This window comes from Croceivirga sp. JEA036, from assembly GCF_011882165.1.
Taxonomy (GTDB): Bacteria; Bacteroidota; Bacteroidia; order Flavobacteriales; family Flavobacteriaceae; genus Croceivirga.
In genome coordinates, this window is record NZ_JAATON010000003.1 from 400,746 (window position 1) to 427,048 (window position 26,303).

22 protein-coding genes and 1 tRNA gene are annotated in these 26,303 nt (G+C 36.3%); 14 read left to right on the forward strand and 9 right to left on the reverse strand.

Going from position 1 to position 26,303, the window contains the following annotated elements:
- Positions 1-25: 25 nt before the first annotated feature.
- Complete coding sequence (locus tag HCO57_RS10240; protein WP_167988956.1) at positions 26-1,924, forward strand: amidophosphoribosyltransferase; 1,899 nt, start codon at positions 26-28, stop codon at positions 1,922-1,924.
- Between the two features lie 651 nt (positions 1,925-2,575).
- Here the strand turns inward: HCO57_RS10240 and HCO57_RS10245 are convergent.
- Positions 2,576-3,184, reverse strand: coding sequence for a superoxide dismutase (locus HCO57_RS10245; protein WP_136950397.1), 609 nt, complete (start codon positions 3,182-3,184; stop codon positions 2,576-2,578).
- Between the two features lie 118 nt (positions 3,185-3,302).
- On the opposite strand from HCO57_RS10245, the gene HCO57_RS10250 reads away from it, so the two are divergent.
- The 4 genes from HCO57_RS10250 to HCO57_RS10265 all read left to right on the forward strand — a co-directional run bounded on the left by HCO57_RS10250 (position 3,303) and on the right by HCO57_RS10265 (position 11,858).
- Positions 3,303-6,392: a UvrD-helicase domain-containing protein gene (locus tag HCO57_RS10250; RefSeq protein ID WP_167988957.1), complete on the forward strand. Its 3,090-nt coding sequence runs from the start codon at positions 3,303-3,305 to the stop codon at positions 6,390-6,392.
- A 2-nt stretch (positions 6,393-6,394) separates the two neighbouring features.
- Positions 6,395-7,588 carry a glycine C-acetyltransferase gene (gene kbl, locus HCO57_RS10255; protein WP_167988958.1) on the forward strand — a complete coding sequence of 398 codons (1,194 nt, stop codon included), beginning with the start codon at positions 6,395-6,397 and terminating at the stop codon, positions 7,586-7,588.
- A 111-nt stretch (positions 7,589-7,699) separates the two neighbouring features.
- Positions 7,700-9,061: an OmpA family protein gene (locus HCO57_RS10260; protein WP_167988959.1), complete on the forward strand. Its 1,362-nt coding sequence runs from the start codon at positions 7,700-7,702 to the stop codon at positions 9,059-9,061.
- A gap of 55 nt (positions 9,062-9,116) precedes the next feature.
- On the forward strand, positions 9,117-11,858 hold the full coding sequence (locus HCO57_RS10265; protein ID WP_167988960.1) for a PD-(D/E)XK nuclease family protein: 2,742 nt from the start codon (positions 9,117-9,119) through the stop codon (positions 11,856-11,858).
- Between the two features lies 1 nt (position 11,859).
- Here HCO57_RS10265 and HCO57_RS10270 read toward each other — a convergent pair whose 3' ends face one another.
- Positions 11,860-12,567, reverse strand: a complete 708-nt coding sequence (locus HCO57_RS10270; RefSeq protein WP_167988961.1) for an SDR family oxidoreductase — start codon at positions 12,565-12,567, stop codon at positions 11,860-11,862.
- A 104-nt stretch (positions 12,568-12,671) separates the two neighbouring features.
- Between HCO57_RS10270 and HCO57_RS10275 the strand changes: the two genes are divergently transcribed.
- Both HCO57_RS10275 and HCO57_RS10280 read left to right on the forward strand, forming a co-directional pair.
- Complete coding sequence (locus tag HCO57_RS10275) at positions 12,672-14,495, forward strand: sensor histidine kinase (protein ID WP_167988962.1); 1,824 nt, start codon at positions 12,672-12,674, stop codon at positions 14,493-14,495.
- Positions 14,492-14,890 (forward strand): response regulator, encoded by a 399-nt coding sequence (locus HCO57_RS10280; RefSeq protein ID WP_136950390.1) that lies wholly within the window; start codon positions 14,492-14,494, stop codon positions 14,888-14,890. The genes HCO57_RS10275 and HCO57_RS10280 overlap by 4 nt, the downstream gene beginning before the upstream one ends.
- A 42-nt stretch (positions 14,891-14,932) precedes the next feature.
- Here the strand turns inward: HCO57_RS10280 and HCO57_RS10285 are convergent.
- Both HCO57_RS10285 and HCO57_RS10290 read right to left on the reverse strand, forming a co-directional pair.
- Positions 14,933-15,006: transfer RNA gene (locus HCO57_RS10285), tRNA-Ala, on the reverse strand.
- 55 nt (positions 15,007-15,061) lie between these two features.
- A complete protein-coding gene (locus HCO57_RS10290; protein WP_167988963.1) occupies positions 15,062-15,859 on the reverse strand; it encodes a universal stress protein in 798 nt (265 codons plus the stop codon).
- Between the two features lie 48 nt (positions 15,860-15,907).
- On the opposite strand from HCO57_RS10290, the gene HCO57_RS10295 reads away from it, so the two are divergent.
- The 6 genes from HCO57_RS10295 (at position 15,908) to HCO57_RS10320 (ending at position 20,408) form a co-directional block, all read left to right on the forward strand.
- Complete coding sequence (locus HCO57_RS10295; RefSeq protein WP_167988964.1) at positions 15,908-16,420, forward strand: GNAT family N-acetyltransferase; 513 nt, start codon at positions 15,908-15,910, stop codon at positions 16,418-16,420.
- A complete protein-coding gene (locus tag HCO57_RS10300; protein WP_167988965.1) occupies positions 16,410-17,750 on the forward strand; it encodes an MATE family efflux transporter in 1,341 nt (446 codons plus the stop codon). Before HCO57_RS10295 ends, HCO57_RS10300 begins: the two co-directional genes overlap by 11 nt.
- 22 nt (positions 17,751-17,772) lie before the next feature.
- Positions 17,773-18,540, forward strand: a complete 768-nt coding sequence (locus HCO57_RS10305) for an enoyl-CoA hydratase/isomerase family protein (RefSeq protein WP_167988966.1) — start codon at positions 17,773-17,775, stop codon at positions 18,538-18,540.
- A gap of 37 nt (positions 18,541-18,577) precedes the next feature.
- Positions 18,578-19,051 (forward strand): DUF4199 domain-containing protein, encoded by a 474-nt coding sequence (locus HCO57_RS10310; RefSeq protein ID WP_167988967.1) that lies wholly within the window; start codon positions 18,578-18,580, stop codon positions 19,049-19,051.
- Positions 19,052-19,186: 135 nt separating this feature from the next.
- On the forward strand, positions 19,187-19,597 hold the full coding sequence (locus HCO57_RS10315) for a DUF3592 domain-containing protein (protein ID WP_167988968.1): 411 nt from the start codon (positions 19,187-19,189) through the stop codon (positions 19,595-19,597).
- A 34-nt stretch (positions 19,598-19,631) separates the two neighbouring features.
- The gene (locus HCO57_RS10320) at positions 19,632-20,408 is read left to right on the forward strand and encodes a UDP-2,3-diacylglucosamine diphosphatase (RefSeq protein WP_167988969.1); all 777 of its coding nucleotides are present in this window, start codon (positions 19,632-19,634) and stop codon (positions 20,406-20,408) included.
- 183 nt (positions 20,409-20,591) lie between these two features.
- Here the strand turns inward: HCO57_RS10320 and HCO57_RS10325 are convergent, their stop codons facing one another.
- The 3 genes from HCO57_RS10325 to HCO57_RS10335 are packed head-to-tail and all read right to left on the reverse strand — an operon-like array spanning position 20,592 to position 24,011.
- The gene (locus HCO57_RS10325; protein WP_167988970.1) at positions 20,592-21,863 is read right to left on the reverse strand and encodes an MFS transporter; all 1,272 of its coding nucleotides are present in this window, start codon (positions 21,861-21,863) and stop codon (positions 20,592-20,594) included.
- A gap of 6 nt (positions 21,864-21,869) precedes the next feature.
- Positions 21,870-23,558 carry a single-stranded-DNA-specific exonuclease RecJ gene (gene recJ, locus HCO57_RS10330; protein WP_167988971.1) on the reverse strand — a complete coding sequence of 563 codons (1,689 nt, stop codon included), beginning with the start codon at positions 23,556-23,558 and terminating at the stop codon, positions 21,870-21,872.
- A gap of 24 nt (positions 23,559-23,582) precedes the next feature.
- A complete protein-coding gene (locus HCO57_RS10335; RefSeq protein ID WP_136950380.1) occupies positions 23,583-24,011 on the reverse strand; it encodes an OsmC family protein in 429 nt (142 codons plus the stop codon).
- Positions 24,012-24,069: 58 nt separating this feature from the next.
- Between HCO57_RS10335 and HCO57_RS10340 the strand changes: the two genes are divergently transcribed.
- Positions 24,070-24,672 (forward strand): carboxymuconolactone decarboxylase family protein, encoded by a 603-nt coding sequence (locus HCO57_RS10340; protein ID WP_167988972.1) that lies wholly within the window; start codon positions 24,070-24,072, stop codon positions 24,670-24,672.
- Positions 24,673-24,787: 115 nt separating this feature from the next.
- On the opposite strand, the gene rsmI is transcribed toward HCO57_RS10340, so the two are convergent.
- Together rsmI and HCO57_RS10350 are read right to left on the reverse strand one after the other, a co-directional pair.
- On the reverse strand, positions 24,788-25,459 hold the full coding sequence (gene rsmI / locus HCO57_RS10345; RefSeq protein ID WP_167988973.1) for a 16S rRNA (cytidine(1402)-2'-O)-methyltransferase: 672 nt from the start codon (positions 25,457-25,459) through the stop codon (positions 24,788-24,790).
- A 62-nt stretch (positions 25,460-25,521) separates the two neighbouring features.
- Complete coding sequence (locus HCO57_RS10350) at positions 25,522-26,202, reverse strand: hypothetical protein (protein WP_167988974.1); 681 nt, start codon at positions 26,200-26,202, stop codon at positions 25,522-25,524.
- Positions 26,203-26,303: the final 101 nt, after the last annotated feature.

Genomic DNA, 26,303 nt, shown 5'->3' on the forward strand with positions numbered 1-26,303 from the left:
AAAACGGGGCTTTATTTTTTAGTACATGAGTGATCCTATTAAGCACGAATGTGGAATTTCTTTGATCCGATTGTTAAAACCTTTGGAATATTACAAAGAAAAGTATGGTACAGCATTTTACGGTGTAAACAAAATGTACCTAATGATGGAGAAGCAGCACAACAGAGGACAAGATGGCGCTGGTCTAGCTAGCATAAAATTAAACATGCAGCCAGGAGAACGCTATATAAGTAGAGTACGCTCTGCAAAGCCACAACCTATACAGGATATTTTTTCTCAAATTAATGAGCGCATTAACGCTACCATGTTAGCCGACCCAAAATGCCAAGATGATGTTGCTTACCAAAAAAGAAATGTTCCTTATATAGGAGAATTGTTTTTAGGCCATGTACGCTACGGAACTTTTGGCAAAAATAGTATAGAAAGTGTGCACCCTTTCTTAAGACAAAACAACTGGATGCACCGTAATCTTATTGTTGCTGGTAATTTTAACATGACAAATGTTAATGAGCTTTTTGGCAACTTGGTAGAATTAGGACAACATCCTAAAGAAATGGCAGATACCGTAACGGTGATGGAGAAAATAGGCCATTTTTTAGACGATGCGGTTGCCAAGCTTTATAAGAAAGTTAAAAAAGAGGGGTATAGTAAGAGAGATGCATCTCCGCATATTGCAGAACGCTTAGACGTTGGTAAAATACTTAGAAAAGCAGCAAAAAATTGGGATGGTGGTTACGCCATGGGTGGTCTATTAGGTCATGGTGATGCATTTATGCTGAGAGACCCTTCTGGAATTAGACCTGCCTATTATTATAAGGATGATGAAATAGTTGTTGTTGCATCAGAAAGGCCAGCCATACAAACCGTCTTTAATATTAAATACGATGCTGTTAAAGAATTAGACCCAGGCCATGCCATCATTATTAAAAAGAATGGTAATGTTAGCATAGAAGAAATACAAGAACCAAGAGAAAGAAAAGCATGTTCTTTTGAGCGTATTTACTTTTCTAGAGGGAGTGACAAAGAAATTTATAAAGAACGTAAGCTTTTAGGAAAGCTTGTTTTTCCAGAAATTTTAAAGTCTATAAAGGATGATTTAACCAACACGGTATTCTCCTATATTCCTAATACTGCAGAAACATCGTTCTTAGGAATGGTTAAAGAAGCACAAACCTATCTCAATAAAAAGAAAGAAGAACAAATATTGGCTTTAGGAACCAATATTACACAAGAATCCTTACATAAAATCTTAGATGTACGCCCCAGAATAGAAAAGGTTGCTATTAAGGATGCCAAGCTACGTACCTTCATTACACAAGATGATAGCAGAGACGATTTGGTTACTCATGTATATGATATAACCTATGGTTCTGTTAAACCAGAAGATAATCTAGTAATAATAGATGATAGTATTGTTCGCGGCACTACCCTTAAAAAAAGCATTCTTAGAATGCTAGACCGCTTAAATCCTAAGAAAATTGTGGTGGTTTCTTCTGCACCCCAAATACGTTACCCAGATTGTTATGGTATAGATATGGCAAAGCTAGAAGACTTTATAGCTTTCAGAGCCGCCATTGCATTGCACGAAGACCGTGGCACTATGCACATTATGGAAGATATTTACCACAAATGTGTGGAACAGTCTAAAAGTAACAGTAAGGACATCATCAATTACGTAAAAGAAGTATATGCTCCCTTTACGCCAGAAGAAATATCCAAAAAGATTGCTGAATTGTTAGCACCAGCTGGAGTCCGTGCAGAGATAGAAATTATATATCAAACCATAGATAATTTACACAATGCATGTCCTAAAAACTTAGGAGACTGGTATTTTACAGGCGATTATCCTACCCCTGGTGGGCATCGTGTAGTGAATAAAGCATTTATGAATTTCTTTGAAGGAAAGAATGAAAGAGCCTATTAATTAGGCCTTTAAACCAAAAATTTATGCTTTTCATCGATAAAAGAAGTCGTTTAACGGCATTCTGATTTGTATGAAAAAACTGAATTTAACTTTATAACTACCATAGCATAAGTAGGTTAAGTTCATGGTAAGATTTGGGGCAAAAAAGGTGGATACATATCCACCTTTTTTATTTTACACCAGTTTCATTTTCCACTCGTAGTAAGTAAATTCTTCATACAAATACGGGATAATAGACAGACCACGTAGTTCATCCAATTAAGGTGTTGTTTAACCAAAAGAATAGATTTGCACATTTTATCAACATACATTTGAAGAACCATAGCATAAGTAGGTTAAGTTCATGGTAAGATTTGGGGAAAGAAGGCGGACAGTGTCCGCCTTCTTTATGTTTGATACCCAACTTATTAGTAACTGTTAACCTATACTCCGCTACTTTCCTTAGAATTTTTTCTATTTTTTCTTTTGTTATTTTACACAATACCAGTAATTTAGTCTCGCCATAGCATAAGTAGGTTAAGTTTATGGTAAGATTTGGGACGAAAAGGGTGGGTTTATCCCACCCTTTTCTATTGGTATAACTCTGAATACCAACCATAAAAAAAGTGCGGTAATAACCGCACTCATACATTTTAGAAAATAATTTCTTTACTATTTATTAGCACTATATAGCTCAGAAACCTTATCCCAGTTTATTACATTAAAAAAAGCTTGTATGTAATCTGGTCTTTTGTTTTGATAGTTTAGGTAATAAGCATGCTCCCAAACATCTAATCCTAGAATAGGATATCCCTCACATCCAGTATCTGGCATTAATGGATTGTCTTGGTTAGGAGTAGAGCATACCTCTACCTTGCCACCTTTGTGTACACACAACCAAGCCCAACCAGAACCAAATCTAGTACCTGCAGCCGCAGCAAATTTTTCTTTGAAAGCCTCAAAAGAACCAAATGCATCATTGATTGCAGCAGCTAAATCACCAGAAGGCTCACCACCACCATTTGGCTGCATAACCTCCCAAAAAAGGTTATGGTTAAAGTAACCACCACCATTGTTTCTAACCGCTGTGTTAGACATATCTAAATTGGTTAAGATATCTTCAATATCTTTACCAGCAAGGTCTGTGCCTTCTATAGCACCATTTAATTTTGTAGTATACCCATTATGGTGTTTTGTATGGTGTATTTCCATGGTACGGGCATCAATATTAGGTTCCAATGCATCATATGCATAGGGTAATTTTGGTAATTCAAAAGCCATGTTCTTGTCTTTTTTTAAGTTAATACTATGTTCATCAAAAATAAGATTTTAACAAACAATTTCCATGGTTTCTATGTTAACAAGATTGTAAGATTATAAACCATTTAACACTATTTACTTGAATACAAACGGTTTTAAAATATTAGACGCTTCTGCAGGTTCTGGAAAAACATACCAATTGGTAAAGTCTTACCTTGTTTTATTGCTACAAGGAGAAGGCCAAAAAAACTTTAGAGAGTTGTTGGCAATTACTTTTACTAATAAGGCTGTTGCAGAAATGAAACAGCGAATACTGGAGTTTTTACATGGGTTTGGCCAACACCCCTTACCGAGCAAGTACCAAACCATGTTTAAAGAGATTGCTACAGAACTTCACTTAACTCCGGAAGCTTTACAATACAAGAGTACGTTTTTGCTGAAAGATATTTTGCACAACTATGCTTTTTTTGAGATTGTTACTATAGATAAATTTACCCATAAAATAGTACGCACGTTTGCGAAAGATTTTAAACTCGCACAAAACTTTGAAGTAGTTTTAGATACTGATGCACTATTAGACGAGGCTGTTGGGCAACTAGTACAACAAGTTGGCGAGGACAAAGCGCTTACAGATACCTTAATTGCTTATGCTTTAGAAAAAGTAGAAAATCAAAAAAGCTGGAATATTACCAAAGACCTTAAAGAGGTAGGTAAACTTTTATTTAGCGAAAATCATTTTCCACAGCTGCAAAAATTGCAACATAAGACGATAGCTGATTTTGATGTATTAAAGAAAGACTTAAAAACCGCTATTACTACTTTAGAAAAGGGTATGAAGGCCAAAGCAGAAGAAAGTCTAGCTTTAATGGAGACCAATGGTATTTCTCACTCAGATTTTAGTGCTGGTTACTACCCTAAATTCATGATTAAAATTAGTAACGGGGACTTGGGTTCTTTAAAGTGGGATGCTAAATGGCAATTGCACCTAGCAGAACAAAAGCTTTATCCCAAAAAATGCGAACCTGCAATACAAGAGGTACTAGATACCTTACAAGAGCAATTCGTAAATCTATTTTTAGAAATAAAAAAACAGTTTTACACTTATAAGTTTCTTACAAATGTCTACAACAATATTTTACCGCTCACGGTATTAAACGAGATTGCAAAACAAGTACAGCGAATAACAGACGTAAAGGGTAAGTTGCATATTGCAGAATTTAATAAGTTAATTGCAAAGGAAATTAATGGCCAACCTGCACCTTATATATATGAACGTTTAGGGGAACGCTACCGTCATTATTTTATAGATGAGTTCCAAGATACTTCTAAAATGCAATGGCAAAATTTAGCCCCACTTATTTCTAATGCATTAGAAAATCAAGATTTAGACGGTAGAAAGGGTTCGCTTTTGCTCGTAGGCGATGTTAAACAGTCCATATATCGTTGGCGAGGCGGGTATCCAGACCAGTTTGTTTCCTTAATCAACAATACAGCACAACCTTTTACAATACAGGCCCTTACAGAAAGACTAGGCACCAATTGGCGCAGTTTTAGTACTGTCATTGATTTTAATAATGATTTTTTTAGATACGCATCCAATGCACTACAAAACCATACTTATCAAGACATGTATGCCAACCAGAGCTCCCAAGAGATTAATTTTAGGACGGGTGGTTATGTAGAAATCAACTTTCTAGATAAAAAGGCGGAAGAAGCTATGTATTGCGAAAAAGTGCTAGACTATATCATCACACTAAAAAGCCATGGTTACGCGTTTGGTGATATCTGTATATTGGTTCGCCGTAATACAGAAGCTATCGCAATAGCCAATTATCTGGCGGAAAAAGAAATTCCGATTATTTCTTCAGAAGCTTTGTTATTAAAACATAATCCTGAGGTACAATTCTTAATTGCCTTTTTACACTATCTTCTAGTGCCATCAGAAAAAGCATATGAATTTGATTTATTAAACTACCTCTGTCCATCCAAAATGGATAAGCACAATTTTATTCAGCAGCACTTGGGACGCTTTTCTAATTACCTAACTGTACAATATGCCTTGAATATAGAAATGCTCCGTAGTTATACCTTATATGATGTGTTAGAAATTTTGATTGCTAAATTTAATTTAGTTCCTAAAAGTAATGCTCATGTAAACCATTTTATGGATGAAGTTCTTGCATTCACAGAAAAAGAAGGGGTTGGTGTTTATGAATTTATACAACACTGGGATAACAAACCAAACATGGCAATAACAGTGCCTGAACATATGGAGGCAGTCTCCATTATGACCGTACATAAATCTAAAGGACTAGAATTTCCATTTGTAATTTATCCATTTGTCAAAACCAAAATAAATGATAAAACCAAAACTGGGAAACTATGGGTTCCTGTACAACCCAATGCTTTTAATGGCTTAGAAGAGGTGTTGGTAAATGCGAATAAAGATTTGGAGCAGTTTTCACAGATAAGCAACCAACTACTGGAACAAGAATATCATCAAACAGAATTAGATAGCATCAATGTATTATACGTTGCCTTAACTAGAGCTGTACAAGGTTTGTTTATTATCACTGAAAAAGAACTGAACGATAGCTACGCAAGTTTACTAGAAGGTTTTCTTAACGCTAAAGGTATGTGGCGCTCAGACCAAGACACCTATCAGTTTGGAACATTACAAGAGAATAAATCGGACTTAGAGGCTACAAAAAACAAAGAACAAATTATACCTTATATATATAGGAGTGCAAAACCACCTTATGCTTTTTCATCTGCACAAAATATAAATTGGGGAGAACCATCAGAGGAGCTAGTACGCGGTAATTTAATACATGCTGTATTAGAACAGGTTTATGTGCCAGATGACTTGCCACATGTTTTAAATAATTTTATAGAAAAGGGTGAAATGGATACAACACAGGAAAATGAGATACGTCCTTTACTAAAAAGCTTAGTGCATCACCCTAGACTAAAAGAATATTTTACAGATACCTATACAACCTATAACGAGGTAGAACTATTGCATACAGACGGAAGCTTAGTACGCTTAGACCGCCTAGCCTTAAAGGGTAAAGAGGCTACCATTTTAGACTACAAAACCGGTAAACCACAAGACCATCACAAAATTCAGTTAATGAATTATGAGCATATTCTAACAAAAATGGGGTACTTTGTCACAAATAAAATAATTGTTTACATCAACAACTCAATAACCCCCACATTTTTATAAATATGTACGGTAAAATTAAATCGCATTTAGAAAAAGAATTAGAAGAAATTAAGGAAGCGGGGCTCTACAAAAAGGAACGCATTATTGTTTCTCCACAAGACGCTGTGATCAAAATAGCCAATGGGCAAGAAGTAATTAATTTCTGCGCCAATAACTATCTGGGGCTTTCTTCTCATCCTGAAGTTATTAAAGCAGCCAAAGACACGCTAGACACACACGGGTTCGGTATGTCTTCTGTTCGTTTTATTTGTGGCACCCAAGACATTCATAAAACGCTAGAAGAAAAAATTGCAGAATTTTACGGTACAGAAGATACCATATTATATGCTGCAGCCTTTGATGCTAATGGTGGAGTATTTGAACCTTTGTTAACCGCAGAAGATGCTATTATTTCTGATAGTTTAAATCATGCCTCCATCATTGACGGTGTGCGTTTGTGCAAAGCAAAACGGTATCGCTACACTAATAATGATATGGCTGCTTTAGAAGAATGTCTAAAACAAGCCAATGCTGATGGTTCCCGTTTTAAGGTTATTGTGACTGATGGGGTTTTTTCCATGGACGGCTTATTAGCGCCTTTGGATAAAATCTGTGATTTGGCAGATGCGTATGATGCTATGGTAATGATAGACGAGTGCCATGCAGCTGGTTTTATTGGTGCTACCGGTAGAGGAACCCTAGAAGAAAAAAACGTTATGGACAGGGTAGACATTATTACTGGCACTTTGGGTAAAGCACTAGGCGGTGCAATGGGTGGCTACACTACGGGTAAAAAAGAAATTATAGAAATATTAAGGCAACGTTCTAGACCGTACTTGTTTTCTAATTCTTTAGCACCTGCAATTGTAGGAGCATCTATAAAGGTATTTGAACTTTTGTCTAATAATACCACCCTTAGAGATCAATTACAGAACAATACGGAATACTTTAAAAAAGGGATGAAAGCTGCTGGGTTTGATATTATAGATGGGGACTCTGCTATAGTACCTGTAATGCTATATGATGCAAAGCTAGCACAAGAAATGGCAGACCGTCTATTGCAAGAAGGCATCTACGTTATTGGTTTTTTCTACCCAGTAGTACCCAAAGGTAAAGCCAGAATACGAGTACAATTGTCCGCTGCACACCAAAAAGAACATTTAGATAAGGCTATAACGGCATTTACTAAAATAGGCAAGTCCTTAGAAGTGATCTAAATAGTCCATAAATAAAAATAGTTGCATAAAAAAATGGTAGGTATATTTTGTTAATAAGTGCTAACAACTTACATTTGCAGCTGATAAACACTTAAACTTAAAATTTTGAACATGAAACATCTAAGCAAATTTTTAGTTGTTGCCTTACTTGTTTTAGGGTTAAACAACCTTAGCGCGCAAGACGAAAACAATCCTTGGTTGGTGAGTTTTGGTGTAAACGCGGTAGACGGTTACCCTACTAATGCCGATCCTGCTGACGGTGTTATTACAAGCTCTTTGTTTGACGAGTATTTCAACGTTTCAGATCACTGGAACATTATTCCTTCTATTTCTTATGTATCTGTATCTAGATACGTTGGTGATGGTTTCTCTGTAGGAGCAAGAGGATCACTTAACAGAATTGAGAAATTAGGAGATGTTAGTGTAGATGATTTATCTCACTACGCAGTAGATGGTACTATTAAGTACAACATCTTACAAAACACAAAACTAGATCCTTTCGTAGAGATTGGTGGTGGTTACACTTGGATTGACGAAATCGGTGCAGGTACTGTTAATGGTGGTATCGGATTAAGCTACTGGTTTACAGAAAACGTAGGTTTAACTTTACAGACTCAATACAAGCACGTTTTTGAAGATTATGGAGTAGAGCATTTTCAGCACTTAGCTGGTCTTAGCATCAAATTTGGTGGTACAGACACTGATGGTGATGGTGTTTATGACAAGGATGATGCTTGCCCAGAAGTTGCTGGTTTAGAAGCATTCAATGGTTGTCCAGATTCTGACGGTGATGGTATCGAAGATAGCAAAGATAGCTGTCCAGACCAAGCTGGTTCAAAAGAAATGAACGGTTGTCCTGATGCTGACGGTGACGGTGTTGCTGATAAAGATGACGCTTGTCCTAACGAAGCTGGTCTTCCTGCTTTAGCTGGTTGTCCTGATGCTGATGGTGACGGTGTTGCTGATAACAAAGACGAGTGTCCTAACGATGCTGGTCCTGCTGAAAACAAAGGTTGTCCTTGGGCTGATTCTGATAAAGATGGTGTTCTTGACAAAGATGATCAGTGTCCAGAAGTTGCTGGTACAGTAGCTAACAGCGGTTGTCCTGAAGTTACTGAAGAAGTACAGAAACAATTGAATGACTACGCTAGAACAATCTTGTTTGACACTGGTAAGTCTTCTATTAAAGCAGAATCTACTTCTGTAATGGTAGACATTATCCAAATCTTGAACGAGTATCCTAACGCTAAGTTTACTGTTGAAGGACACACTGATAGCGTTGGTAGCAACAAATTGAACCAACAATTGTCAGAGAAGAGAGCTAACGCAGTTAGAGACTTCTTAATTGAAAAAGGTATTGGGGCAGATAGATTAACTGCTATCGGTTACGGTGAAGATAAGCCTATCGCAACTAACAATACAAGAGCTGGTAGAAAGCAAAACAGAAGGGTTGAAATCAACCTAGTAAAATAAGTTTAAGTAATTAAACCCATAGAAAGCCCCGGCATTTGTCGGGGCTTTTTTATATATGAAAAGTTTTCTAGAAGAAACCCTAATACAACTTTTAAAAGACCATAAAAATTTAAACCAAATGGTCTTTGTACTCCCTAGTAGAAGGGCGGGTACCTATCTTAAACACTACCTTGCACAACAGATAGAAAAGCCTATACTAAGTCCACAAATCTATAGTATAGAAGAATTTATTCAAGAAATATCTGGTTTAGAACATAGTACTAATCTAGAAATCCTTTTGCTTCTTTTTGAAGTATATCAAAAACAACATCCAGAAGAAAAGTTAGAGCAATTTCTACAATGGGGTACTACCCTTTTGGGTGACTTTAATGAAATAGATCGGCATTTAGTAGATGCTCAAGTGTTATTTGATTATTTAACAGCCATTGAACGTATGGCAAAGTGGGATTTAAAGCTAGAACCAACTAAACTCATTAAAAATCACACCTTATTTTTAGAGACAATTGGTCAGCTCTACCCAAACTATCTAGAATTACTTAGGTCTGAAAATACCGGTTATCAAGGGTTGATTTACAAAAAAGCTCAACAAAATGTAGAAGAATACCTTGAAAACCATAGAGAAAAAAGCTATCATTTTATTGGCTTTAATGCGTTGAATGAAGCAGAAATAAAGCTTATAAAAGCATTTATAAGCAAAACCAACAATAAAATTTACTGGGATATAGACTCGTATTTCTATGAAGACCCTCAACATGATGTTGGGTATTTTATCCGCAACCATTTTAAAAAATGGAAAGAGCTACCTACTAAAGAACATTACTTTTCCAATAATTACAACGCAGAAAACAAAGAGGTCAACATTTACGGAATTCCCAAAAATGTAACTCAAGCAAAATTCATTGGCAACTTACTTGCAAACCTTTACCAACGCAAAACCAAAAAAGACACAGTGGCTTTGGTACTTGCAGACGAAACCCTTTTACCTGCGATTATCAACTCTTTGCCAGAAAACATTCCAGAAGTAAATATTACTATGGGGTTACCCCTAGAGAAAACCAATTTACACCAATTTATATCCGCCTACTTTCAGCTTTTTTTAAACAAAAGTGCTAGAGGAGTTTTCTATAAAGATGTGCTACAATTTCTAGGAAATCCAATGACAGAAATTGTTTTGCAAAAAGAAGGTATACATAAAGCCATTGTAATCACGCAGCACATACAACACCATAATGTGTTATTTATACATCCAGATAATTTACAGTTTTTAAAAGGTACTGGCACTATACTACATCAATTGTTCGCCTCCACTGAGCTAACCACACAAAACTTTATAGATTTACTTCTTTTACTCTTAAATACCATAAGTGATTATTTTGAAAACCAAAAAAATCATTATGAAGTACAAGCTACACAAGCTTTTATCAAACTGTTTTTAAAGTTAAAGAATCTGGGATTGGAGAAAACCTATATTTCTAGTATCAAATCCTTAAATGCACTGTATTTAGAACTTATTTCTACTGAACAATTAGATTTTAAAGGTAGCCCAACAAGTGGTTTACAGATTATGGGTATGTTAGAAAGTAGATGTTTAGATTTTGAAACTGTTCTAATGACCTCTGTAAACGAGGGTATACTGCCAGCAGGTAAAAGCAACAATTCGTTTATTCCTTATGATGTTAAAAAGGAATATAAAATGCCCACTTACAAAGAAAAAGATGCCATTTACACCTATCACTTTTACCGTTTATTACAGCGAGCAAGCCAAGTATACGTAACGTATAATACAGAACCAGATGTGTTATTAGGTAATGAGAAAAGCCGTTTTATAGCACAGCTTTTAACAGACGACCAATTAAAATTTCAGGTAAAGCATCATATTGCTACTCCAGCAATAACAACCTTGAGCTCACCACCAGTAACTGTTAAAAAAACAGATAGACTTCTAAATGATTTAAAATCTATTGCTTCTAAAGGTTTCTCGCCCTCATCTTTATCAAATTATATAAAAAACACGTACACCTTTTATAAACAGAATGTTTTACGAATAAATGATATTGACAGTGTTGAAGAACAGCTAGCTTATAACACCTTTGGCACCATTGTACACAACGCTCTGGAGCAATTGTATTTGCCATATTTAAACACTCAATTAACACCTGAGTTACTAAAAAGCTTACTACCTAAAATTAAAACCGAAGTACAGCAACAGTTTTTAACTATCTATGATGTAGGTGACTTTAGTAGCGGGCAAAATTTAATTGCCTTTAATGTTGTACAAAAATATATAGCAGATTTTATTGCTTTAGATATCAAAAGATGTACAGAAAACACGGTTTACTTACTAGGTCTGGAAGCTCAAATGTTCTGTCCACTGACCATTCCAGATTTGAATTTCCCTATCCATTTAAAAGGTACTTTAGACCGTATTGATGAAGTTAATGGTGTGTTAGAAATTATAGATTATAAAACAGGTAATGTAAATAATTCTGAAGTACAAATGGTGTCTAAAGAAGGAGAGTTAGCATTTACTCCAAAAAACCTTAAGGCATTTCAGCTGTTATGTTATGCTTACATGTATCAACAAGAACACTCCATTGGCACCTTTAAAGCTGGTATTGTACCTATTAAACAAATACAACAAGCGATTATATATTTTGGCACCAAAACACATTCTAGAGGCCGTGCCAATACAGAAATAAGCCCTGACCTCTTGGCAAAATTTGAGAACGAATTACACCAATTAATCAAGGCTATCTTTAATGCGGAAATTCCCTTCTTAGATGAAGAAATTACATAGTCTATTTTAAATCTGGTCTCGTAGGCCTTACCTCTATTTTACTGGGTAGAGTTCTTGGGTGCATTGTAAGTAGGTCTAGAACCAATTTGCCAATATCTTCCGGCTGTATTTTCCATTTATCAGATTCTGATGGTTCATTACCATTAAAATGTGTTGCCACTGACCCTGGCATAATTGTACTTACCTTTATGTTATACTTTCTTAAATCTAACATAGCGGCTTGTGTAAACCCGACTACACCAAATTTAGTAGCGTTATAACCCGCACCGTTAGCAAAGAAGTTTGTCCCCGCTAAACTAGCTAGCGTTATGTAGTATCCTTCAGATTCTTTAAGCGCACTTACAGCAGCCTTTAAACTATGAAAAACTCCAGTAAGATTAGTATCTATCATTTGGTGCCAGTCCTCGTCTTTCATTTCATCAACAGAAGCAAAATGACCTACCCCTGCATTGGCAATCATAAAGTCTAATTGTCCAAACTTATCTAAAATTTCAGCTACCGCTTTTTTTTCATCTTCTAGCTTGGTAACATCAGATACTATAGGTAAAACCATCTCTGAATTCCCTAAACTTTCTGCCGCCTTTTTTACGGTTTCTAAATTTCTACCACTAATGGCCACGCGCACACCTTGCTCTAGAAGTGTTTTTGCTACGCCAAGTCCTATTCCTTTACTTCCGCCCGTGATATAGGCTACTTTATTCTTAATCATAACATGCTTTTTAAAAGATTTGATTAAATTGAAGATTAATCTACTTTTCAGAAAATATTTCGTACTAATTATATGTTATATTTTTGTAGGTAATAACTTAATCATTGCAAACAATTTCAACATTTAATTACATAAAAGAGCTTCCTGTATCTGCCTTTATTTTAAACAGTCAATTTGAAATTGAAGAATACTCTAGGCATTTACTGGTAGAATTTATCCCTGGCAAATCAGATTTGTATGGGGTACATATTGCAGAAGCCATACCTTTTTTACCCACCTTATTTTTTTCTACTATAAATGATTGCATGGTCTATAAAACAGAGGATCATAATGATGCCGTGCAGTATGTAAATGACAAGGATGCCATTCAATGGGTTAAATGGCGTATTAAGCCAGTTCTAGAAAATAACCAAACGGTAAATCTTTTTATTTATCTAGAAGAAGTTTCTGAACACAAACAAATGCAAGACTTTTTCACTCGTGTAGAAGAAGTCGCTTTGGTTGGTGGTTGGCAGTTAAATATTAAAACCAAAGAATTAATTTGGACAGAAAGCACTAAGAAAATACATGAAGTGCCCCCGAGCTATAAGCCCAGTTTAAAAACAGGTATAAAATTTTACAAAGAAGGTCCACAAAGAGAGCGCATTCAGCAACTAGTAGACAATGCTGTTAAATACGGAGTTTCTTATAATGAAGAGCTCATCATTATTACGGCTAAAGGAAATGAAAAATGGGTACGCGCTAAAGGCGAGACTGATTTTGTAAATGGAGAATGTATTAGGCTATTTGGCACTTTCCAAGATATAGACAAGGAAAAAAGAGCAGAATTAGAAATGTCTAAAGCTGCCAGCCGACTAGAAATTGCCACAACCTCTGGCAGAATTGGTATTTGGGAATACGATTTACGTACAGATGCCGTTGTGTGGGATCGCAATATGTTTACCTTATTTGGCATAAACCCTAAATCCTTTACTAATAACTTTAAACATTGGGTAGATAGTTTACATCCAGAGGATAGACCTAGAGTATTAAAAGAAGTAGATTTAGCCATTAGGGGAGTCAAAGAATACAATAGTGAGTACCGTATTATTGCCAAATACAATAAAATAAGAACGCTAAAAGCCCAAGGAACCGTTTTAAGAGACGGCAAAGGTGAACCTTATAAAATGATTGGCACCAATTGGGATATAACAGAAATAAGGCAAAACGAAGCTCGCCTTCAAAAGCTTTTAAAATTGACAACCAACCAAAAGGATAGTCTACTCAATTTTGCACACATTGTTTCTCATAATCTACGTTCTCATTCTTCTAATATCTCCATGCTTTCTCATTTTATTAGCCAGGATAATAGCACACAAGAAGATTTGGAAGAATATCTAGACATGCTACAACAGTCCTCATCCCATCTAAATGAAACTTTACTGCACTTAAATGAAGTAATTCAGATTTCCACAGATGATTCACAAAAAATTAAACAGATTCCTATTAAAAAATCTTTAGATATTGTTCTAGAAAGCTTAAAGGACCAATTAAAAAATGCCAATACCACCCTAAAAAACAACATTAACGAAAAAGCGAAAGTAGCAGCAATACAACCTTACTTAGAAAGTGTACTTTTAAATCTTATTTCTAATGCTGTCCGTTATAAACGTCCAGATAAGGATTTAGAATTAACTATTGATTTTTATAAGGATAAGGACGAGAGTAGAATAAGCATAAAAGATAATGGTCTAGGTATTAACTTACCTAGACATAAGAAAAAAATATTTGGAATGTATAAAACATTCCACGACCATCCAGAGGCAAGAGGTGTTGGGTTATTTATCTCTAAAAACCAAATGCAGTCCATGAATGGCGATATTAGCGTAGACAGCAAACCAAATAAAGGGTCTACTTTTATATTAACGTTTTATAACGATTTATCATGAGCAAATTAGCCGTCTCTTGTGTAGTAGATGATGACCCTATTTTTCTTTTTGGAATGAAAATTCTATTGAAAAAAATTGGATTTAGTAACGATTTATTAGTGTTTAAAAATGGACAAGAAGCCATAGATGGCCTTGTAGAAAGATTAAATAATAATCAACCCTTACCAGAAGTTATTTTTCTAGATTTAAATATGCCTATTATGGATGGGTGGGAGTTCTTAGAAGATTTTGTAAAAATACCCAACCACAATAGAGAGAAGGTAAAAATTTATGTGGTTAGTTCTTCTATAGACGCACGCGACCACGAGCGCGCTAAGGAACTTAACGTGGTTAGCAATTACTTTGTAAAACCTATTACGGAAGAAGACTTAAAAAAAATAATGGCTAGTCTATAACTATAAAATGCCACACATAGGTGTGGCATTTTTTTATTTCCGTGGAGAATACCGGATTCGAACCGGTGGCCTCTTGCCTGCCAGGCAAGCGCTCTAGCCAACTGAGCTAATCCCCCATTGCAGTTCGCAAAGGAACTACATTTTGCATAAGTATCAAAATAGTTTTATTCTTTAATACTTTTTTACACTAAGTACTAAAACAGGTACTGGGGCAAAGAACTCGGACTTTAGAATGGTACTCTTTTCCCAAAGCTTTTTAAAGAAGCCTCGTTTTCTTCTAAAAACACAAAGCATATCTGGTTGGTACTGTTGAAAATGTTCTAGCACCCCATGGTAGGTAGTTTGGTTCTCTGTTATGGTAAGATTTTTACTCAGGTCTAAAAGTGATGTGTTAATCTGTAAATCCTCATCCGTATAACCAGGTGTCTTCACCAATAACAGACCAACTTCTGCTTTAAATGTATTTACAACCTCTACCAAAGGATTTAGTATTCTTCCTCTTTTTAAAATCCCAGATTTAAACGCTACCAAAATACTTTTTACAGGTTTATACGTGTAATCTTTAGGTACAATTAATGCAGGTATGTTGGTTAGTTTAACAATTCTGCCAGAGGTGCTGCCCAAGTAATACTCCTCATTTACATCATTACTTTTTGGTGAAAGAATAATTAAATCTATACCCAATTCCTTATTAATTTGATTAAGACCATCCACAATATCACCATTATAAGAGGCAATTTTTAGTTCTTGCCCCAGGGTATCTATGCTTGCTATGTATTCTTTTATTTGTTCCCTGCCTGTTGCCGCCACCTTTTCTGTAACATTAGATAAAGCGCCCGCAGTTGAGGCTAAAGTAAATACGTCCATAATATATACTTGAGCACCCATTTCTTTTGCAAAGGCAACAGCATATTGTAAAGTATTTAGTGCAGAGGGCGATGTGCCCATTGGAACAAGAATGTTCTTCATAGTTTGGTTGTTTTTATATAGCTAAATTTACAGAATATAAGTGTAATTATGATTAGGCCTGCCACTCAAAAAGATATTTCTCCGCTTCTATCCGTGACTAAGGCTTGTGCTGCTAGCATGATTGCCCATGGCATTTATCAATGGAATGAACACTATCCCAGTCAAAATGCTTTTGAAAAAGACCTTGAGAGGAAAGAGCTATATGTTTTAGAAGTTGCAGGTGCCATTATGGGCTCAATTGTTATATCTAACTTAAAAGACGATGAATACCAAAGCATAGCGTGGCTAACCGAAGAAGGTCGTAATTTTTATATTCACCGGCTCTGCGTACATCCCAATTTACAAGGACAAGGGTATGCAAGACAATTAATGAATTTTGCGGAAGAAGAAATAAGAAAACAAGGCGGAATCTCTGTCCGTTTAGATACTTTTTCTAAAAACAAAAGAAATCAGCGTTTTTATGAAGCCAGAGGATATCAAAAATTAGGGAATATCTACTTTCCTAAACAGAGTACAGCCCCTTTTTACTGTTATGAACTTATTCTTGAACATGCAAAGTAAAACGGTAGTTTCCTTTAAAACCATAAATAAATTAGCGATACCTGCAACTATCGCGGGAATTGCGGAACCCGTGTTGTCCATTACAGATACAGCTATTGTCGGTAATATTCCTGTAGATGGTTTAGAATCACTTGCTGCGGTAGGGATTGTTGGGTCTTTTTTATCTATGCTTATTTGGGTTTTAGGGCAAACCAGAAGTGCTATTTCCTCAATTATATCTCAATATTTGGGTGCGGATAACCTAGAATTAGTTGCAGATTTACCTGCACAAGCTATTTATTTAAACATTGCGCTTAGCATTGTCCTATTAACCAGTACGCTATTTTTTGCAGAAGAAATATTTATTCTTTTTAAGGCTTCAGGTAAAATTTTAGATTATTGCGTAGCCTACTATTCTATACGTGTTTGGGGCTTCCCTTTAACACTATTTACCTTTGCTATTTTCGGTATTTTTAGGGGGCTGCAAAATACTTTTTACCCTATGGTCATCGCTATAATAGGTGCTCTAGTAAATATAGTTTTAGACGTTATTCTAGTGTACGGTATAGAAGGCTACATACCAGCCCTTTACTTAAAAGGTGCTGCATATGCAAGTTTAATAGCGCAAGCTGTTATGGCACTTTTAGTGTTTTATCTATTACGCACCAAAACCAGTATAAGTTTAAAGTTAAAACTTCCTTTTAATACGGAGATTAGGAAGCTTATTTTCATGAGTCTTAATTTATTTGTCAGAGCTATTGCATTAAATGCTGCACTCATTTTAGCAGTAAGAGAGGCCACAGCATTAGGAGACCAGTTCATCGGAGCCCACACAATAGCTATAAATCTTTGGCTTTTTTCGGCCTTTTTTATAGATGGCTATGCCGCTGCAGGTAATGGAATGAGTGGTAAACTTTTGGGCGCAAAAGATTACAAAGGCTTATGGATACTCGCAAAAAAAGTATTTGTTTATGGTGTTGTAATAAGTGTAGTTTTAGTTGCTCTTGGATTTCTTTTTTACAAGCCTTTAGGGCGAATGTTCTCTAATGAACCCATTGTCTTACAAACCTTCTACGGAATTTTTTACTTAGTTATTTTAGGTTTACCTATGAATAGTATTGCTTTTATTTTTGATGGATTATTCAAGGGCTTAGGAGAAATGAAGTACTTAAGAAATGTACTACTTGCCGCCACTTTTTTGGGTTTTATTCCTGTTCTGTACTTGGGCAAATTCCTAGGGTGGGGATTCTATGCTATTTGGATAGCTTTCATGGTTTGGATGGCGATACGTGGTGGGGCTTTAGTAATTAAGTTTTGGCAAAAGTTTAAGCCGCTGGTACAAAACCCCTAATTTTATACAAAACAACACAACAATGACAACAGACAGACAAAACGGAAGTCTTTATACCCACATAGAAAATAAATTAGCTACTATAGAATTTGGCCACCCTGCAAGCAATAGTTTTGTTTCTGAATTGTTAGATAGACTTGCAAAAACCTTTAATGATTTGGCTGTAAATGCGGAGGTCTCTGTTATTCTTTTAAAGTCAGAAGGTGAACGTGCTTTTTGTGCTGGGGCTTCTTTTGATGAGCTCGTAGCTGTTAGTAATTTAACAGAAGGGCGTGCATTCTTTGGTGGATTTGCAAAGGTTTTAAATGCAATGCGCTCTTGCCAAAAACCAATTATTGGTCGTGTACAGGGAAAAACTGTAGGTGGTGGAGTTGGTCTCGTCAGTGCGTGCGATTATGTTATGGCTACAGAAGCAGCCGCCATTAAACTATCAGAAATTTCCATTGGTATTGGTCCGTTTGTTATTGCTCCCGCCGTGGAACGTAAAATAGGAAAAGCTGCCTTGGCAGAACTTACTTTTGCGCCAACAGAATGGAAAAATGCATATTGGGCCAAAGAAAAAGGATTGTATGCAAAAGTATTTGACTCTATCCCAGAAATGGACCAAGCGCTAGACCATTACACGCATCAATTATCCCAATACAACCCAGAAGCATTAAGTGCTATGAAACAAGTATTATGGCAAGGCACAGAGGATTGGGATGAGCTTCTTACTGCCCGCGCTGAACTTTCTGGAAGACTTGCCCTTTCTGAAAATACCAAAAAGGCCTTAGCAAAATTTAAAAAATAGTTAGTACCTTATATAGCACAACTAAACGGCTTTTAAGATGAAAACTATTAAAACAGAAATTAAATGGGGGGTAATTTTTACCCTAGCCGCACTACTTTGGATGGTGCTAGAAAAAAGTTTAGGCTGGCATGATGAACACATAGCAAAACATCCCTTGTACACTAATGTTTTTGCAGTAGTAGCTATACTTATTTTTGTATTCGCTCTAAAAGAAAAAAGAGATAAAGACCTCAATGGTAAAATGTCTTGGGTAAAAGGTTTTATTACTGGCGTAATTATTTCTTTGTTTGTAGCCTTACTAAGTCCATTGGCACAATACCTAACTCATAATTATATTTCACCAGAGTATTTTAATAACGCTATTGCTCATGGCATTTCTCTAGGTAACAATAAGGTAGACATGGAGGCCTACTTCAATTTTAACAATTATGTAGTTATGAGTGTTATTAGTGCTTTAGCAATGGGTATACTAACATCGGCTATTGTAGCGTTCTTTCTTAAAAAGAAATAGATGGAATTTTTATCGCTATTAAATAGTAACCTTACTATGCCCCTATTGGCATTGCTTGTAATTGCAGTTTATATTATTACCAGATACAGAAATAACAAGAAATTTAAACGTTAAGCTACTGTAATGCGCAGGCCTATGTTTTGGTTAGTATTCTATGGATTTTTAGCTGCTCTGGGAGTCTTTATTGCCTATATGGCATGTCTTCAGTTTACCAAAACACAAAATCTACTAGCAGACGGAATTAAAACCAAGGCTAAAGTTATCCATCTAGAAGTATTTACAGGCGACAATAATCCTTTGTATAGCCCAGTTTTTGAGTACAAAGACCGTAGAAACCAAGTCTTAGAATACACAAGCAGTATACGTTCTTATCCTGCTCCCTACAAGGTTGGAGATGTGGTTTCTATTGTTTACGATAAACAAAAACCAGAAACGATGAAAGTGATATCCTTTTGGGACCTATACCGTGGTAGCGTTATTCCATTTATGATTGCTGCTCCGCTACTCGTAATAGGTTTTTCCTATTTGGCCTTCCGCCTAATTTAACAAGACTGTCTAGAAATCCTATATTTGCCGCCAAATGGATATCAAAAAATTAGAACAAGGCAAGAAAGTATTTTTTGCTAGCGACAATCATCTTGGAGCTCCTACCCATGCAGCAAGTCTACCAAGAGAAAAGCGCTTTGTAGCGTGGTTAGACCAAATTAAAGAAGATGCTGCTGCTATTTTTTTGATGGGCGACTTGTTCGATTTTTGGTTTGAATACAAAAAAGTAGTACCTAAAGGATTTGTCCGCACACTGGGCAAATTAGCAGAACTTACCGATGCTGGCATCCCTATTTATTATTTTGTTGGCAACCATGATTTATGGATGAATGGCTATTTTGAAGAAGAACTAAATATTCCAGTTTTTCATAAGCCACAACAATTTAAGATTGAAAACACTTCTTTTTTTGTAGGCCATGGAGATGGTTTAGGCCCTGGAGATACAGGTTTTAAAATGATGAAAAAAGTATTTGTAAATCCTGTTTGCAAATGGTTTTTTAGATGGTTACATCCAGATTTGGGCGTACGTCTTGCTCAACACTTATCCGTAAATAATAAAGTTATTTCTGGTGACGCAGATGCTAATTTTTTGGGGGAAGATAAAGAGTGGCTTATACAATATGCCAAACGCAAGCTAAAGAACCAGCATTATGACTATTTTGTTTTTGGCCATCGCCATCTTCCTATGAAAATAGACTTAAATGGCAGATCTACCTATATAAATTTGGGCGATTGGATTAAGTATTACACTTATGCCTCTTTCGATGGCTCGCAATTGCAGTTGCATTATCTTGATAAAAGCAATTCCTAAACGTTTTCACATCTTAAAAAACGGTGTTCGCAACAATTAATTTTTAGCTCGCTGCAAGTGCCCTACTTTTACTTCAGAATTAGTGATAACCCAATCTAAAATTCATAGTTGCCTAACCGGCAAAAAAGCATACCAAATCTTTTTATACCTACTTAAAAATCCTTCTGTTATGGAAGGATTTTTTTATACTTCATTTTCCCTTTCTTCTACATCTTGGGTTAAGTCTAATTTTCTAAAACTTGGAGAAATAACGGCCATACCACCCACTGTAAGTAGAGTCATACATCCACCAAAAATAACCGCATTTACCGTGCCCAACAATTTGGCAGCCACCCCACTTTCAAAAGCGCCTAATTCATTAGAAGAACCTACAAAAATAGAGTTTACAGAAGCTACCCTACCACGCATGTTGTCGGGTGTTTTTAATTGTAAAATAGTTTGGCGCACAATCATGCTAACTCCATCTACAGCACCACTTAAAAATAATGCTAAAACAGACAGCCAAAAGTAGGTAGACAGACCAAAAACTAATATACACAGACCAAAGCCAAATACAGCCCACAAGAGTTTTTTACCTGCATTTTTGTGTAATGGAAAACGTGTAGAACCCAGCATAGTAATAGAGGCGCCTACTGCTGGTGCCGCTCTAAGAATACCAAAACCTTCAGAGCCTACGTGTAAAATATCTTGCGCAAATATGGGTAATAAGGCAACCGCGCCTCCAAACAAAACAGCAATCATGTCTAAACTTAAAGCGCCTAAAATAGCTTTAGTACTAAACACAAATTTTAGTCCATCTTTTAAACTTTGTAAAACTGGCTCTCCAATTTTAGGATTTAAAATCGGTTTCTTCTTAATTTGAGACAAAAACAACAAAGCCATTAAAGAGAAAGCAAAGATGATACACATAGACCAGTGTACCCCAATCCAACTGATAGAAAAGCCAGCAAACGCAGGCCCTAATACAGAGGCTAATTGCCAAGTAGAACTACTCCACGTGGCCGCATTAGGATAGATTTTTTTTGGTACTATTAATGCAATTAAAGAAAAGATAGTGGGGCCAATAAAAGCTCTTACTAGTCCCCCTAAAAATACTAAGGCGTAAATTAGATAAAGAACGGTTGTACCATTATACTTTTCGGTTACAGATGGTGCGCTTACAAGAAAAAGGCCAAGGCTTACCACAGAGAATCCTAATATGCATTTTACGAGCAGATTTCGCTTTTCATTTTGATCTACAAAATGACCGGCAAAGAGAGCAATACTTACCGCAGGTATAATTTCCATCAATCCTATAATTCCAAGAGAAAGTGGGTCCTTGGTAAGGGTATACACCTGCCATTCAATAACAATAAACTGCATAGACCATGCAAATACCATTGCAAAACGCACCAACAAGAAAATATTAAATTCCCTAAAACGAAGGGCAGCATAGGGGTCTAGAGGTTTGGACATACTGGGTTATTTAAGGTCCTTTAATTTTAGCTGTAAACTTACGACACCATTCCATTCATTTTCGTCTATGGTGTAAGCAATGGCAACGGAATTATTATTTTTTAACAACGGTAGCTTTTTCCCTAAGTTAAAACCAATACCACCAATCGGGGTGGAACCATTCTGGGTTACAGAGAATTTCAAGTGAGCTTCATCTTGGCCTACGCCTTTAGCATATCCGGTATCTTTAACTTTTTCTGTCATAAAAACAGGAGTCATATTGCCTGGACCAAAAGGTGCAAACTGCTTTAAAATTCGCATTAATTTGGGTGTTATTTGGTAGAGATCTATGGCTGCGTCTATCTGTAATTCTGGCGTTAGCAACTTAGCATCTATTGTGTTAGACACTACAGTCTCAAACTTTTGCTTAAAAGTTGGGTATTGCTCCTCTGAGAGTGTCAGCCCTGCCGCATATTTGTGTCCACCAAATTGTTCTATGCAATCTGCACAAGCCTCTAAGGCATTATAAACATCAAACCCTTTTACCGAACGTGCTGACGCTGCCAACTTTTTTCCGCTTTTGGTAAAAACCAAAGTTGGTCTGTAATAGGTTTCTGTTAAACGAGAGGCCACAATGCCAATTACTCCTTTATGCCAATGTTCTTTATAAACCACTGAGGTAAATTTATCTTCCTCTTTAAGTTCTTCTATTTGCTGTAAGGCCTCTACTGTTATCTCCCGGTCTAAACCTTTTCTATTGGTATTAAATTCTTCTATCTCCTTAGCAAATTGTTCTGCTTGCTGATAGTTGTTTGCTGTTAACAGATTTACAGCGTGTTGTCCGTGCTTCATTCTACCAGCAGCATTTATGCGTGGTGCAATAACAAAGACAACATCTGTTATGGTGAGGGTAGTCTTTTTTAATTGATTAATGATTGCCTTGATTCCTATCCTAGGAGCCGCATTTATCACTTGCAATCCGTAATACGCCAATACCCTATTTTCACCTGTTATAGGAACAATATCTGCAGCAATAGCGGTCGCTACCAAATCTAAATAGGGCGTTAACGTTTCTATACCAAAACCCTTAGTAGCTGCTAGAGCCTGTATCAACTTAAATCCTACACCACACCCACAGAGTTCTTTATACGGGTAATTACAATCATTACGTTTAGGGTCTAGCACAGCAGCAGCCTCTGGTATGGTTTCTCCTGGACGGTGGTGGTCACAAATAATAAAATCAATACCTTTTTCCTTAGCATAAGCTACTTTTTCTATGGCTTTAATACCACAATCCAGAGCTATTATTAGCGTGAAATCATTGTCCTCTGCAAAGTCAATTCCTTGATAAGATACCCCGTAACCCTCGTTATAGCGGTCTGGTATGTAGGTGGCTACGTTAGGGTAATTCACCAACAAATAAGAAGATAATAATGCAACAGCAGTTGTTCCGTCTACATCATAATCCCCATAAACCAAAATATTTTCTCCATTCGCCATTGCTTTTTGTATCCGAGCCACAGCCTTGTCCATATCTTGCATTAAAAAAGGGTCATGCAAATCTGCTAGCTCTGGTCTAAAAAACTTTTTGGCTTCTTCAAAACTAGAAATACCTCTTTGCAGTAACAACTGTGCAATAAGGCTATCTACATTTAATGCTGTAGATAGCCTCTGAATATCTTCATCTAAGGGTTTAGGTTTTAGCGTCCAACGCATAGAAAAATTCTAGTAATGGTGGTATTAATTGGTATGAAAAAGGGTCTTGATTTCTAAATCGGCAAACTTTCTAAACATTTCCATAACACCACAGTATTTTTCTACAGATAAATCTACCGCACGTTGTAATTTGGCCTCGTTTAAATCATCCCCATGAAAGTGGTATTCTATGACCACCTTGTCATAATACTTTGGATGCTCTTCTGTTAAATTCGCAATGGTTTCAATATGAAATTTATCTACGTTCAATTTCATCTTTTTTATAAGAGAAGCCACATCTAAGCCAGAACAACCCGCTAAACCAGAAAGCATTAGAGCTTTAGGTCTTAGACCATCTCCTTGCCCTCCATCATCTGGAGAAGCATCTATAGTTACGGTTTTACCAGAAGGATTGGTGCTTTCAAATTGCATGTTTCCCAACCACGTAGTAGAAATATGATTTGTATTTGCCATAAGTTTTCGTTTCTTGTAGAGAATAAAAATACTGCAACTAAACTTAATATTCTCAAAAATGGCATTAGTTAACCCTTTACACCCAGACCACGACAAGGAAACACAAGAATTGGCACAGTTTTTTAACGAAACACTAGGTTTTTGCCCCAATTCTGTTTTAACCATGCAACATAGACCTGCAATTTCCAAAGCTTTTATTAATCTGAATATGGCGGTTATGGAAAACCAAGGGCGTGTTACTTCTGCTTTAAAAAGAATGATTGCTTGGGTAAGTAGTAATGCTACAGGGTGCCGTTATTGCCAAGCACATGCTATTAGAGCTGCAGAACGTTATGGTGCGGAACAAGAACAATTAGATAATATTTGGGAGTACCGCACACACCCAGCATTTTCTGAAGCTGAACGTGCGGCTTTAGATTTTTCTTTGGCTGCATCTCAGGTCCCAAATACCGTTAATGCTGAGATTAAAGCACGTTTACATGAACATTGGAATGATGGCGAAATTGTAGAAATGCTAGGTGTTATTTCTCTTTTTGGATATTTAAACCGATGGAACGACTCTATGGGTACGGACATAGAAGACGGTGCTGTGCAAAGCGCTGACCAATATTTAGGCAAATATGGTTGGGAAAAAGGAAAACATGATGGCAGTACGTACTAGACATGGAATTACTCCACATTGTTAATAACGTTATAGGCTTAATTTTTCATCCTTAAAAAGGATTAAAAGTTTTAAAAGTAATGGTTGGTTGAACTGTAAAAATACACAGCCAACCTTACTTTTTACCCCCTACAACTAAAACAAATTCGCCCTTAGGGGCATGGGTATTAAAGTGTTCCAGTACTTCGGTGACTGTACCTCTGACCGTTTCTTCGTACATTTTTGTTAATTCTCTAGAAACGGATATTGGCCTATCCGGACCAAAAAATTCAGCAAATTGTGTTAGGGTTTTAAGCAACTTGTGCGGACTTTCATAAAAAATAATAGTTCTAGTTTCTTCTGCTAGTAGCTGTAGACGTGTTTGCCTTCCTTTTTTAACTGGCAAGAAACCTTCAAAAACAAATTTGTCATTAGGCAAACCACTGTTCACCAGAGCAGGTACAAAAGCGGTGGCCCCTGGTAAACATTCTACCGCTATTTCTTGCTCTAAACAAGCACGTGTAAGTAAAAATCCTGGATCAGAGATTGCTGGGGTACCTGCATCAGAAATAAGTGCTATTTGCTCTCCCCCTTTTAATCGTTTTACTATGTTTTCTACCGTTTTATGCTCATTATGCATATGGTGACTCTGCATTGGTGTTTCTACATCAAAATGAGCTAATAATTTACCGCTTGTACGGGTATCTTCTGCCAAGATTAAATCTACGCTATTTAAAACTTTTATCGCTCTAAAAGTCATATCTTCTAAATTGCCTATCGGCGTAGGCACCAAAAACAATTTTCCCATTGTCTTAATTAAAAAAACCGATTGTAAGAACAATCGGTTAGTTATTTTTTCTTCGTTTAATTTTAGGCAAATCGTCTTTCAATAATAGCTTTAAACCTGGTTTCGTATTCCTCCTTGCCTTCCCAATTATGGTATTCTGGTTTTACCATAGCGTCTATAAATGCTATAGAGCGCTCCAAACTATCGATTGTGTTTAATTGGCTAATTACTCGGCTATAGTCTTCCATACTGCCATCAAACAAGTTTTTTACAAAAGCCAAACGATCATTTAAACCTATCTGAAATTCTTTACTGACTCTATCGTTTAAAGATTTCTTCTGTAATATGGTCTCCGCAGGAGCCGTTTCTGGCGCTAAAATCTCCTTTTCGTTCTTCATCATTTCTGGCTTGGCAATAAAGTCTCCAAAAATGTACTCCAAAGCTTCATTCGGCATTTCTGATACCATGTCTTTAATGGTATCCATGCCCGGCGTTATAATATCTTCCTGGTGCGGATTGTTTTCTGGCACCTGCTTATTATCACTCAAGACCGCATTTGCCATGGATTCAAACTTATTTGCAATGGCATTTTTAGATACGTCTACCTCAACTTCTGTTAAGTTTTCCTCTATAAATTTAAGCACCGCCAGCTTTTCAAACAATTGTTTGGCTGTATCATACAATTCTATTAACTCCCTATCTTCTCTAGAAGTAAGGATGTTTGTAGATAGCTTAATCAACTCTTCCCTTAACTTTCTTTTCATGGCGCGACAACTTTAAACATAAAAATACTACCAAAAATGCTTATCCATTAAAAACAAAAGGTTAAATTTTAACGTAGATTTAGGCTAAAATATTTAGTAGC

Bases quoted from the DNA above. Each gene is read 5' to 3' on its own strand.
- HCO57_RS10340 (WP_167988972.1), top strand. From the start codon at position 24,070: ATGGCATTAGTTAACCCTTTACACCCAGACCACGACAAGGAAACACAA.
- HCO57_RS10310 (WP_167988967.1), top strand. From the start codon at position 18,578: ATGAAAACTATTAAAACAGAAATTAAATGGGGGGTAATTTTTACCCTA.
- HCO57_RS10335 (WP_136950380.1), bottom strand. From the start codon at position 24,011: ATGGCAAATACAAATCATATTTCTACTACGTGGTTGGGAAACATGCAA.
- rsmI (WP_167988973.1), bottom strand. From the start codon at position 25,459: ATGGGAAAATTGTTTTTGGTGCCTACGCCGATAGGCAATTTAGAAGAT.
- HCO57_RS10350 (WP_167988974.1), bottom strand. From the start codon at position 26,202: ATGAAAAGAAAGTTAAGGGAAGAGTTGATTAAGCTATCTACAAACATC.
- HCO57_RS10240 (WP_167988956.1), top strand. From the start codon at position 26: ATGAGTGATCCTATTAAGCACGAATGTGGAATTTCTTTGATCCGATTG.
- HCO57_RS10260 (WP_167988959.1), top strand. From the start codon at position 7,700: ATGAAACATCTAAGCAAATTTTTAGTTGTTGCCTTACTTGTTTTAGGG.
- HCO57_RS10290 (WP_167988963.1), bottom strand. From the start codon at position 15,859: ATGAAGAACATTCTTGTTCCAATGGGCACATCGCCCTCTGCACTAAAT.
- HCO57_RS10295 (WP_167988964.1), top strand. From the start codon at position 15,908: ATGATTAGGCCTGCCACTCAAAAAGATATTTCTCCGCTTCTATCCGTG.
- HCO57_RS10305 (WP_167988966.1), top strand. From the start codon at position 17,773: ATGACAACAGACAGACAAAACGGAAGTCTTTATACCCACATAGAAAAT.
- HCO57_RS10245 (WP_136950397.1), bottom strand. From the start codon at position 3,184: ATGGCTTTTGAATTACCAAAATTACCCTATGCATATGATGCATTGGAA.
- recJ (WP_167988971.1), bottom strand. From the start codon at position 23,558: ATGCGTTGGACGCTAAAACCTAAACCCTTAGATGAAGATATTCAGAGG.
- HCO57_RS10270 (WP_167988961.1), bottom strand. From the start codon at position 12,567: ATGATTAAGAATAAAGTAGCCTATATCACGGGCGGAAGTAAAGGAATA.
- HCO57_RS10280 (WP_136950390.1), top strand. From the start codon at position 14,492: ATGAGCAAATTAGCCGTCTCTTGTGTAGTAGATGATGACCCTATTTTT.
- kbl (WP_167988958.1), top strand. From the start codon at position 6,395: ATGTACGGTAAAATTAAATCGCATTTAGAAAAAGAATTAGAAGAAATT.
- HCO57_RS10325 (WP_167988970.1), bottom strand. From the start codon at position 21,863: ATGTCCAAACCTCTAGACCCCTATGCTGCCCTTCGTTTTAGGGAATTT.
- HCO57_RS10320 (WP_167988969.1), top strand. From the start codon at position 19,632: ATGGATATCAAAAAATTAGAACAAGGCAAGAAAGTATTTTTTGCTAGC.
- HCO57_RS10315 (WP_167988968.1), top strand. From the start codon at position 19,187: ATGTTTTGGTTAGTATTCTATGGATTTTTAGCTGCTCTGGGAGTCTTT.
- HCO57_RS10265 (WP_167988960.1), top strand. From the start codon at position 9,117: ATGAAAAGTTTTCTAGAAGAAACCCTAATACAACTTTTAAAAGACCAT.
- HCO57_RS10300 (WP_167988965.1), top strand. From the start codon at position 16,410: ATGCAAAGTAAAACGGTAGTTTCCTTTAAAACCATAAATAAATTAGCG.